Source organism: Bradyrhizobium sp. 190, assembly GCF_023073415.1.
In the GTDB taxonomy this organism is placed as follows: domain Bacteria; phylum Pseudomonadota; class Alphaproteobacteria; order Rhizobiales; family Xanthobacteraceae; genus Bradyrhizobium.
The window spans coordinates 149296-159472 of sequence record NZ_JADPJL010000026.1; the positions used below are offsets into that span (position 1 = coordinate 149296).

The following is a 10177-nucleotide window of genomic DNA, read 5'->3' on the forward strand; positions in this document are numbered from 1 at the left end:
CGAAATTCGCTCCATCAGATCACCGCGGAAAGAAACGACTGGGTGCGCACTTCACGGGGCTTACCGAGAACCTCGGCCGCTGGGCCGGATTCCACGATTGCGCCATGGTCCATATAAACAACGGTATCCGCCACCTCGCGCGCGAAGCCGAGTTCGTGCGTCACCACCATCATCGTCATGCCGCTGCGGGCCAGCTCCTTCATGACGGTGAGCACCTCGCCGACCAGTTCGGGATCGAGGGCACTCGTCGGCTCGTCGAACAGCATCAGCATCGGCTTCATGGCGAGCGCGCGGGCAATCGCTACCCGCTGCTGCTGCCCGCCGGAAAGCTGAGAGGGATAGGCATCGGCTTTCGCCACAAGCCCAACGCGCCCGAGAAGCTCCATCGCCTCCGCCCGCGCGTCGTCCTGCTTGCGACCCTGCACCTGCACCGGACCTTCGGTGATATTCTCAAGCGCGGTCCTGTGTGGAAACAAATTGAAGCGCTGAAACACCATGCCGGTCTTCAGGCGCTGGCGCGCGATCTGCCGCTCGGTGAGACGATGCAATCGCCCGCCCTCTTCGCGTACACCCAGCAACTCGCCATCCAGCCAGATACCGCCGCTATCAAGCGGCGTAAGCTGATTGATGCAACGCAGGAGCGTCGTCTTGCCCGATCCCGACGCACCGATCAGGCAGAGTACCTCGCCTGGCCAGACGTCGAGCGAGACGCGATTGAGGGCTTGAAACTCCCCAAAGTTCTTGCTGACCGAACGGATGGCGACGAGGGGCTGGGTCATCGGGTAATCTGCAATGCTCCACGCGCGAAGCGGCGTTCGAGAAGCATCTGCAAGGGAGTCAGGATCGACACGACAAGCAGATACCAGGAGCCGGCGACGATCAGGAGTTCGATCACGCGTGAGTTCGCGTAATAAATATTCTCGGCGTTGTGCAGCAACTCCGGATACTGAATGACGCTTGCAAGCGACGTGGCCTTCACCATGCCGATAAATTCGTTGCCGAGCGGAGGGATCACCACCCGCATCGCCTGCGGCAGGATGATCCGGCGCAGCGCGCGCAACCGCCCCATGCCGATCGCCTGCGCGGCCTCATATTGTCCGACGTCGACCGACAGCATGCCCGCCCGCATCACCTCGGAGGTGTAGGCTCCCTGATTGATGCCGAGGCCGAGCAGCGCGGATAGAAACGGCGTCATGACATCGACCGCCCGGGCCGACCACAGGCCTGGAATGCCGATCGTCGGAAACACCAGCGCGAGGTTGAACCACAGCAAGAGTTGAAGGATCAGCGGCGTACCGCGGAACAACCAAGTATAGCCGGCGGCGACGGACGCCAGAACTGGATTGGACGCGAGCCTCATGATTGCGACGACGACGCCCAACACGATGCCGAGAGCCATCGCGAGCACCGCCATCACCATGGTGTTGGTGATACCCTCGAGGATCACCTTCGCGGTCAGGAAGCGGCTGACATAGGTCCATTCGATCTGACCGTTGACGAAAGCGCGACCGATCGCAGCCAGTACGACGAGAATCGCCACCGCGGCGAGCCATCGCTGCCAATGAACCTGACGTGCGACCGTCATCCCCGAAAGATCGGGAAAACCCTCCGCAAGTGTGGGCGCCACTCTCATTGCGGGGACGCATTCATCATCGGCTGGGCCACCGCGTTCGCGCCCAATCCGTATTTGTCGAGAATGGCCTTGTAGGAGCCGTCTGCGATCATGGCTGCGAGATGTTCCGTCACCACTTCGCGCAGCGCCTCGTCGTCTTTCCGGAACATGATGCCCTGATAGCCGGTGGCGAACGGCTCTCCGATGACGCGGTATTTCCCCGCCTCCTGCTGCTGGGCGTAGGGCAGCGTCTCGGTGCCCTGCACCGCAGCGTCGATGCGACCCTGCTTGAGCTGGTTGCGGACGTCGATGCTGTTTTCGCCAGGGACATATTGCAGGGCAGGCTTGCCGTTCGCCTCGCAGTTCTGCTTGCTCCATTTCTCGATCTCGACCGGGAAGCTGGTGCTGCGTGTGGTTCCAACCTTCTTGCCGCAGAGATCGATGGGAGACTTCGCCGCATTTTCCGTCAGGACGAAGAACTGCGGGCCTGTCGCCAGATAGTCAATGAAATCCGCGGTCTCACGCCGCGAGCTGCGGTCCGAAATGCCGCTGATGATGAAATCGGCGCGCTTGGTCTGCAATGAGGGGATGAGCTCGGCGAACGGCGTTTCGCTCCAGATGATCTTCACGCCCAGCCGTTTCGCGATTTCGTTGGCGAGATCGATATCGAGCCCGACGAGCTGGTTGGTCGTCGGATCGCGATACTCCATCGGGGCGTAGGTCGAGTTGACCGTCAGCCGCAATGTACCCGCCTGCTTGATCGCATCGGGTAGTTCGGCGGCCTCTGCCGTTGTAACGGCTAGGAGCGCGGCAAACCCAAGGAAGAACGAGATACGTGTCATATTAGCTCCTTCAGCCCACACCGCGACTGGCCGCTTGATGTCTAGCCGCATCGAGAGCGGCCGGCTCGATGACGCCGGCACGCGCCGTGATCGCTGAGTACTGCTCCGGCCGCCGGTGCGCGGCGAAATTGAACATCTTGTCCTTGCCCTGGCGGCAGAGATCGAGGTCGAGGTCGGCAACGATGATTTCGTCCGCGAGCGTTTCCGCTTCAGCGACAATCCGGCCATTGGGATCCACGATGCAGGAGCCACCGATCAGTCCGGAGCCGTCCTCGTTTCCCGCCTTGGCGACCGCGATCGCCCAAGTGGCGTTCATGTAGGCATTGGCCTGGGTTACCAGCTTGGAATGGAAGGTACGCAGCGCCGCGTCTTCGGAGACACCGCCGTTTGGATCGTAGGCCGCGGAATTGTAGCCGACGCAAACCAGTTCGACGCCCTGCAGGCCCAGCACGCGCCAGCCTTCCGGCCAGCGGCGATCATTGCAGATCATCATGCCCATGATCGCGTGGTGCCAGTCCGGCCCCGCCCTGAAGGCAGGAAATCCCAGATCGCCATATTCGAAATAGCGCTTTTCGAGTTGCTGATAGGCTGCGCCGGCACGCGGCTCGACCGAGCCCGGCAAATGCACCTTGCGATAGCGCCCGAGGATTTCACCGTCGCAGTCGACCAGGATCGAACAGTTGAAGCGCTGACCGTCCGACGTCAGTTCGGCGTAACCGACGTAGAAGCCGACACCGAGCGTCCGGGCGCGATCAAAGAAGGGCTGCACGGCCGGATTCGGCATCCCGCGCTCGAAGTAATGATCGAGTGCGTCGCCCTCGATGAGCCAGCGCGGGAAGAAGGTGGTGAATGCAAGTTCAGGAAAAACGACCAGTGTTGCGCCGCACGCAGCCGCCTCCTCCAGCAACGCCAACATCCGGCCAAGTGTATGCTCTCGCGCATCAGCTTTTTGCGTCGGCCCCATCTGAGCGGCGGCGGCGCGGAGAACTCGAACCAACATTGCCTCCAATCTGAGCGGAGTGCTCACTCAAGAGGCGGATGATCCCGCTCCGATAGCGCTCCGATGCAGAGGTGATTACGCGGAAGCGCAGCCCTAAACGCAATCACTCGTGCTATGATATTTTCGGTGAGACAATAACCGGTAGTTATATGAACCTGCGCCAATTGGAGATCCTGCGTGCGGTTATCCGCCATCGCACCACCGTCGCGGCGGCGGACGAACTGGCGCTGTCGCAACCTGCGATCAGCAACGCGCTGAAGGCGATGGAGTCGCAGGCCGGCTTCGCATTGTTCGAGCGTGTCAACAACCGGCTGTTCCCGACATCAGAGGCGATGGCGCTTTACAAGGAAAGTGAAGCGATCTTTGCGCTCCACGCCAAACTCGAAAATCGCGTGCGCGACTTGAGGGAGTGCCGCACAGGGCTTCTATCGATCGTGGCAACGCCGCCGCTGGCCTACAGCATTATTCCGTGCGCTTTATCGGACTTCCTGCGCCGCCGTCAGCAGACACGCGTCTTCTTCGATGTGAGGCGCTACGAGGGAATCATCGACGGCGTGTCGAGCAGGGTTGCAGAGCTCGGGTTCGCGCTCGGGCTGTCGCACCATCCTGGCATTGCGCATGAGGTGGTTCACACCGGCGAAATGGTCTGCGTCTTGCCGCCGAACCATCCGCTGGCCGAACGGCCGGTCATCTCCGCTTCCGACCTTGTCGGCTTACCCTTCATCGGGCTGGAGCGCGGCACGCGGTTGGGCGAAGCCGTGCGCGAGAGCTTTGCGCAGGCCGGCTCGCCGTTTCAGCCAACCGTCGAAGTGCGATACTGCAACACGGCCTGCGTGCTCGCAGCCGCCGGCGTGGGCGCGGCAGTCGTCGATCCATTTTCGCCGCGCCAGAACGGCAGCCAGGATCTGATCGTTAGGCCTTTCACGCCCAAGACGGTGGCTATTGCCTATATGCTGTGGTCTGAGGCGGAGCCTCTATCGCGCTTGGCCAAGGCGTTCCTGAATGAAGTCCGCCGGGCGGCCGCTCCCTGGACCGAGATGTCTCTTGAGCGTTGAACAATGTGCAACAGGGCGCGCTCGACCTACGGTAAGCAGGCCGAATGTCCGACGCACGATGTGTGACGGTCACAGGTCCTTTTCGGCGAGTTCGCGAAACCCGTCGGGAACGGAACGAGAGATGCCCAGCACCACCGAGCCGTATCCAATAGCATCCCATCCGAAGCGATCGCGAATCTTATCCACGGCACGGTGGGCCGCCCATCGTGCCATGCCTATTTTGATGCCGGGGCAGCGGCGTTCATCTTGAAGTCCGTCGGAATGAACGTCACCGACACAAATGCCTGCACCGTACCGGGATGATCCAGAGCCAGCCGATATCCCACTCGAATCCCTTGAACATGGACGTCCTTCACCCGATCGGCCACATGGCGACTGCCAATATAGGTCGATCGTGCATTCCCTCCACACCTTCTGCGCGGAACCGCTTCACCCATTTGGCGACGGTCTTCGGCGTCCGTGTTGAACTGGTAGGCCGCGTCGGCCTGGCTCAGCCCACCTTCCACATCGCCTCTCGACCTTTAGGCGTCAAAGGCGCATTCTTGTGGACGTTCATCTGGTCTCTCCCTGGAACACTGAAGCTTCGCAACCTCAGCCTCCTCGGTTCAGACCAGATGGACAACCTCCTGAAAGACCACATCTAGGGAGACCGGGTAGCGCATACGGATGGGACCGATTTCTGCGCTGGGCTGCGCGCCACTGCCCTCTCGCGAGCAACTGGTGGTTTTCCTTCGCGAGGCGTTGGATCAATAAAGATGCGACGACCACAAGAGCAAGCGCTGGATCAAGACGCGCAAGATCAAACAGGAAAGATTTGCACGGAACAAAGTACTAACATTCGCCGTCAGCGCAGACCGCCTTTTGGGGCGGCGCGGCGCAGCGTTCCTCGATCAGCGGGGCTCCACTCCACAAGCCGCATGGTCTGGCGCCGTTTAATGCGATTGAGAGCGCGGTGTCCTCATCCGGAGGTATTCATGGCACGCGCCTTTACTAGGGCGGAACGGGAAACTGAACGTCGTCGCTATGTCTCGCAATCTGAGTCCGGCCTCACATCAGGACCCCGCTTGTCAGAAGCCGGTGTGGCTTGCAACAAAGTCCCTGACGTGTTCGGGTACTGGTACGCCATCGATATCGCAGCGGGCTTGAATATCTTCGGCGACTTGGTTGGAAACATCCTCGATCCAGTGCTCAAGTGTGTTGAAGGCCATGACTCGAACCGGGGCGTTGAATTGGCCGGTTAGGAGATCGGAGATGGTAGTTTCGAGGTCGTCCCGCTCGATCTGTTTTTCAGGGCAATCACTGCGTGACGCTCCGAAACGATCGAACACAAGGTAGACGGTCTGATCAGCGCCGTAAGGCACTAACGTCGGCAACCAATTTGGCTTAGGCATCGCCATGTTGCTCTCCTTCGATGCATTACTGAAACGTCTGCGATGCTCCTTCTAGTCGGAAGCCGACAATTTGGATGCACTGTTGCGCAAATTTTCGTACAGCATTTGATGGCTGCCTTTCATCGCCAAGCAGCCCCGGCATGATTGTCGAGCCGCACGCCGTCGCCATCAGGCTTCCTTTCGCGCGATCTTTATGTCAGACATTGGTCCACAAGCGGCGGGTCAAGGATCGCGCATGCGAAGTCCGGATTGCCTTCAATACCAGACCAGCCGCAAGCGACGAAGTTGGTCGGGTTGGGGCCCGCGAGCTGACATTAGTGCGGTCGCTACTTCCGTCTCGTCTCAGAGTTGGACCTTTGTCAGCGCGACTCGTACAAGTCGTGCAGCGCCCGTCCGCGGCCTGACCGGAGATCTGCGTTGCGCCCCTAGTCGACGGAGGCGGATTCATTTTCTGTCGATCCGCAAGCAAAAGCAGTGGATACTCAAGTTGCGCATCGCACCAAACGCTCGAACTCCGTTAATCACGGATACTCGCGGTGCTCGGGATTGACGAGCAGATTGCTCGTTTCGTTCAGGTTTCGCGGAAAGCGCGGGAGAAGCTATCGAAGGCCGGCTTCATGATGTACTCGAAAAAGGTACGCTCTCCTGTCTTGATGTAAATGTCGGCCGGCATGCCGGGTGTCGGAACGAATTCAGGCATGTGCTTGAGAATATCGTCTTTATCTAGGCGCACCCGAACCACATAGAATTCCCGACGGGTGTCACTTGGAGGGCGGCGTGTTTCCGCCTTGATCTGTACTTGCTCCGCCAACACGTCTGCTGACACGTAGATGACGCTCGCGCCGACCATGGGCGTGATGCGTTGGTTGAGCGCCGACAGCCGCACCAGCGCCTCCTGACCTACGCTCACGTGCGAAATATCCTTAGGACTCACATGTGCCTCGATGACGCGCTCTTCGCCTATCGGCAGGAGTTCAAGCAGCACGGCGCCAGGAGAGACGACGCCGCCCGGTGTATGGAAGTTCCTCTTCAACACGATGCCTCGAACCGGCGAGCGAACGTCGATGCGCTCGACGATATCCTGGGCGGCGCGAATCTGCTCCTCCACGTCATCCAGGTCCGCTTCGGTCTCGCGCAGCTCCTTGATCGCATCCCGGAGCGCCGTCGAGTGGAGCTGGGCTATTCTTTCGTTCGCCTGAGCGATCCTCTCCTTCGAATCGGCGATGCGGCCAAGATACTCGCCGAGCTCTCCCTCGAGACCTGCCTCGGAGCGTTGCAGCGCCAGCACATCCGACTTGCGGACCAACTGCTGGCGAAGAAGCGAATTCTTGTCCTTCAGCTCTTCGGCGAAAAGGGCAATACGCTGTTGGGTGGACTGCACTTGAGCCTGATATCCACGGATGCTTTCCTCCAGCCCGGCGATTTGCTTCATGAGTACGCTTTCCTGGGTTACAAGACTAGTCCGGCGTGCCCTCAGTTCGGCACGTTGCCGCTCAAGAACCGCTTTGATTTCCGGATCACGTGCGCTCTCGCTGAATGCCGCGGGAGTTTCTATTGTCTCTGACGAGCTCATTTCAGCTTCGAGACGCGCCTTCATGGCGAGCAGCCGATACTTCTTTAAGACCAACCGCCTCAGCTTGGAGTTGGCAGCGGTGTCGTCCATGCGAACGAGCACCTGGTTCGCCTCAACGGCATCACCGTCCTTTACCGCAATCTCGCGGATGATGCCGCCCTCGAGGTGCTGGACCAGCTTGTTCTGTCCGGTAGCCACGAACGTGCCCGAGGTGACGACAGCACTGTTCAGTGGAGCGACTCCGGCCCAAACACCGAAACACCCGAGCCAAACGACCAGCATGGCTAGGCCTGTAAAGATGGGCCATTTGGCGCTCAGCGGAACGCCGCGGTACCACTCACCGGCACTGTCCTTTTTTGCTTTCATCTGTCCTCCCGCGTGGTCACCTCACGGGCCTGAGGATTCGATGCGTTGCGGCTGCTCCGGCTTACCTGCGGCGGCCCCGCCGGGCGACCGAACCAGGCGATGCAGCACGTCGCTTGGAGATCCGAACGCTTCGGCCCGTCCGGCCCGCAGGATGAGCACTTTGTCCACGCTGTTCAGCAGCGCCGGGCGCAGGGTTACCACCACTGCGGTGACCCCCCGCTTTTTCGCGCGCTGCAGGGTCTCGGTCAGAGCCAGCTCCCCTGCCGCGTCTAGATTCGAGTTTGGCTCGTCGAGGACGACAAGGCACGGATCACCGAAGAAAGCCCGGGCGAGCGCGATGCGCTGCTTCTGTCCCCCGGAGAGCGGCCCGCCGCCGCGGTCGAGCACGGTCTCGTATCCTTGCGGCAGCTGACAGACCATGTCGTGGATGCCCGAGAATATCGCTGCCTCATAGATGCTCGCGTCGGGCAGGTCGTCCCGCATGCGACAGATGTTCTGCTTGATCGTCCCGGGAAATAGCTCGACCTCCTGGGGCAGGTAGCCAGTATATTCGCCAAATTGGCGGCGATCCCAATTGCGCAGCTCCGTTCCGTCCAGCCTGACCTTACCGGCGGTCGGCACTAGACAGCCCACCAGAATGCGCGCGAGGGTCGACTTGCCCGACCCAGACGGTCCGACAATGGCCAGAGACTCTCCGGGCGCCAGCTCGAGCGACACACTATTGAGCACCGGCTCCTTCGAGCCGGGCGGCAAATACAAGACCCGATCCACGGTCAGCCGCCCTTGCGGCTTGGGCAGGCGCAGCTTCGGCGTCTCGCGCTGGAATGACTCGACCGCCTGCTTGACACGCGCATAGGCCGATCGCGCCTGAACACAGCTGCGCCATCCCTCGATCAGGCCCTCGAGCGGCTGCAGGGCGCGGCCGACGATGATTGCGGCCGCGATCATCATGCCGCCGGTGATCTCGGCGTTGAGGGCCAGATAGGCGCCCACACCGAGGATCGTGATCTGGGTCACGAGCCGGACGAACTTCGACGCACCGCTGATCCAGAAATTCCGGTCAAGGGCCTGGCTCTGCACCGTCAGGGCCGGCGCCTGCCGGCGACCCCAATGAAGAATGCTCTCGCTCAGCATTCCCATCGCATTGATAACCTGCGAATTTCGCGCCAGCGACTCGGCCGCCGCATCGGCCTCAGCAGCATGCAGGCCTGCCTCGCTCAGACGTTCCGAGGTCGCTTTCTGGTTGAGCACCGCAATCAGCACCAGTGCCAGGCCCGACACGACAGCGATCCATCCGAGATCTCGGTGAATGAGAAATATGACTCCGAAGTAGAGGGGCGAGAGCGGCGCGTCCATCAGCATAAGCATGACGGGGCTCGAGATGAATCCCCGCACCTGGTGAAGGCTACGAATCGCCTGGATGGTCCCGCCCTCGCCGGCCCTGGCGTTGTTGATACTGCTCGCCAGCACTGCACCACCGAGCACCGCCTCCATCTTGGTCGCAAAACGCCCAAGCACCTGCCGACGCAGAATGTCGATGATCGAGAGGATGCCGATGAACGCCAGCGCGAGAGCCGAGAGCATCAGCAGTGTTTCGAGGCTGCGGCTCGTCAGAACGCGATCGGAAATCTGGAACAGGTAGATCGGCAGCGTGAGCATCAGCAGATTCACGACGACCGAAAATGCAGCGACCGCAATCAGGTTCGTGCGCGCGACCGAACGCCAGGTGGCCAGCGGGTTGACAGGTCCAACATAGTCGCGGGCCTCGCCGCCGGGTGCGACGCGAAGGTGATCTGCAGAATAGCTGCGCGGCGGATTGTCCAGTATCTCGACGGCCGCCATGTTCGCCCCCCGCTATAGGATAGCAAGTTCAGGGTCTGTTGGCTGATTCGTATCTACGATCTCGGGAGGCGGCGGCGCAGTGTCAGACGCCGACGCGGCGTCGGCCGAAGACCCCGTATCCTGCGGGGGAACTGCGCTGTCGCTGCTAAGGTTAACACCGTAATCGGTGTACTCGGTTCCGGTATGCAGAGCATTTTCTGGTGGCGGTGGCTCATCGTTCAGGGCGATCACGTCGCCTGAGGGCTCATCGACCGGCGCTGCATTCGCAGCGTCGCTGGCCACGGTCCCGGTGTCGGCCGGATCTGACACATCGCTGGCCGGATCGCTCACGCCGGCAGCGGTTGTCGTCGGCGCCGGCTCGGTCGTCTCAACCGGCGCCGCATCCGCAGCGTCGCTGGCCACGGTCCCGGTGCCGGCCGGATCTGACACGTCGCTGGCCGGATCGCTCACGGCGGCAGCGGTTGTCGTGAGCACCGGCTCGGTCGTCTCAACCGGC

9 protein-coding genes and 1 pseudogene are annotated in these 10177 nt (G+C 61.2%); 1 reads left to right on the plus strand and 9 read right to left on the minus strand.

What is annotated here, in order from left to right; all coding sequences use genetic code 11:
* Positions 1 to 14: 14 nt before the first annotated feature.
* From IVB22_RS18300 to IVB22_RS18315, 4 genes are read right to left on the minus strand one after another with little or no spacing between them, the layout of a single operon-like run.
* Positions 15 to 779, minus strand: a complete 765-nt coding sequence (locus tag IVB22_RS18300) for an amino acid ABC transporter ATP-binding protein (RefSeq protein WP_247518702.1) — start codon at positions 777 to 779, stop codon at positions 15 to 17.
* Positions 776 to 1633, minus strand: a complete 858-nt coding sequence (locus IVB22_RS18305) for an amino acid ABC transporter permease (protein ID WP_247518703.1) — start codon at positions 1631 to 1633, stop codon at positions 776 to 778. The genes IVB22_RS18300 and IVB22_RS18305 overlap by 4 nt, the downstream gene beginning before the upstream one ends.
* A complete protein-coding gene (locus IVB22_RS18310) occupies positions 1630 to 2454 on the minus strand; it encodes an ABC transporter substrate-binding protein (RefSeq protein WP_247518704.1) in 825 nt (274 codons plus the stop codon). The genes IVB22_RS18305 and IVB22_RS18310 overlap by 4 nt, the downstream gene beginning before the upstream one ends.
* A 10-nt stretch (positions 2455 to 2464) precedes the next feature.
* Positions 2465 to 3454 (minus strand): N-carbamoyl-D-amino-acid hydrolase, encoded by a 990-nt coding sequence (locus IVB22_RS18315; RefSeq protein WP_256467429.1) that lies wholly within the window; start codon positions 3452 to 3454, stop codon positions 2465 to 2467.
* Between the two features lie 149 nt (positions 3455 to 3603).
* Here IVB22_RS18315 and IVB22_RS18320 point away from each other — a divergent pair, with 149 nt between their 5' ends.
* Positions 3604 to 4509 (plus strand): LysR family transcriptional regulator, encoded by a 906-nt coding sequence (locus IVB22_RS18320; protein ID WP_247518705.1) that lies wholly within the window; start codon positions 3604 to 3606, stop codon positions 4507 to 4509.
* A 352-nt stretch (positions 4510 to 4861) separates the two neighbouring features.
* Here the strand turns inward: IVB22_RS18320 and IVB22_RS41950 are convergent, their stop codons facing one another.
* The 5 genes and pseudogenes from IVB22_RS41950 to IVB22_RS18345 all read right to left on the minus strand — a co-directional run.
* The gene (locus IVB22_RS41950; RefSeq protein WP_374207555.1) at positions 4862 to 4942 is read right to left on the minus strand and encodes a hypothetical protein; all 81 of its coding nucleotides are present in this window, start codon (positions 4940 to 4942) and stop codon (positions 4862 to 4864) included.
* 634 nt (positions 4943 to 5576) lie between these two features.
* Complete coding sequence (locus IVB22_RS18330) at positions 5577 to 5906, minus strand: hypothetical protein (protein ID WP_308200422.1); 330 nt, start codon at positions 5904 to 5906, stop codon at positions 5577 to 5579.
* 565 nt (positions 5907 to 6471) lie between these two features.
* The gene (locus IVB22_RS18335) at positions 6472 to 7839 is read right to left on the minus strand and encodes an HlyD family type I secretion periplasmic adaptor subunit (RefSeq protein ID WP_247518707.1); all 1368 of its coding nucleotides are present in this window, start codon (positions 7837 to 7839) and stop codon (positions 6472 to 6474) included.
* Between the two features lie 21 nt (positions 7840 to 7860).
* On the minus strand, positions 7861 to 9681 hold the full coding sequence (locus tag IVB22_RS18340) for a type I secretion system permease/ATPase (protein ID WP_247518708.1): 1821 nt from the start codon (positions 9679 to 9681) through the stop codon (positions 7861 to 7863).
* Positions 9682 to 9693: 12 nt separating this feature from the next.
* Positions 9694 to 10177: pseudogene (locus tag IVB22_RS18345) on the minus strand (hypothetical protein); the annotation flags it as partial.

Excerpts from the sequence above, each read along its gene's own strand:
- IVB22_RS18315 (WP_256467429.1), bottom strand. The coding sequence starts at position 3,454 with ATGTTGGTTCGAGTTCTCCGCGCCGCCGCCGCTCAGATGGGGCCGACG.
- IVB22_RS18310 (WP_247518704.1), bottom strand. The coding sequence starts at position 2,454 with ATGACACGTATCTCGTTCTTCCTTGGGTTTGCCGCGCTCCTAGCCGTT.
- IVB22_RS18300 (WP_247518702.1), bottom strand. The coding sequence starts at position 779 with ATGACCCAGCCCCTCGTCGCCATCCGTTCGGTCAGCAAGAACTTTGGG.
- IVB22_RS18320 (WP_247518705.1), top strand. The coding sequence starts at position 3,604 with ATGAACCTGCGCCAATTGGAGATCCTGCGTGCGGTTATCCGCCATCGC.
- IVB22_RS18340 (WP_247518708.1), bottom strand. The coding sequence starts at position 9,681 with ATGGCGGCCGTCGAGATACTGGACAATCCGCCGCGCAGCTATTCTGCA.
- IVB22_RS18330 (WP_308200422.1), bottom strand. The coding sequence starts at position 5,906 with ATGGCGATGCCTAAGCCAAATTGGTTGCCGACGTTAGTGCCTTACGGC.
- IVB22_RS18335 (WP_247518707.1), bottom strand. The coding sequence starts at position 7,839 with ATGAAAGCAAAAAAGGACAGTGCCGGTGAGTGGTACCGCGGCGTTCCG.
- IVB22_RS18305 (WP_247518703.1), bottom strand. The coding sequence starts at position 1,633 with ATGAGAGTGGCGCCCACACTTGCGGAGGGTTTTCCCGATCTTTCGGGG.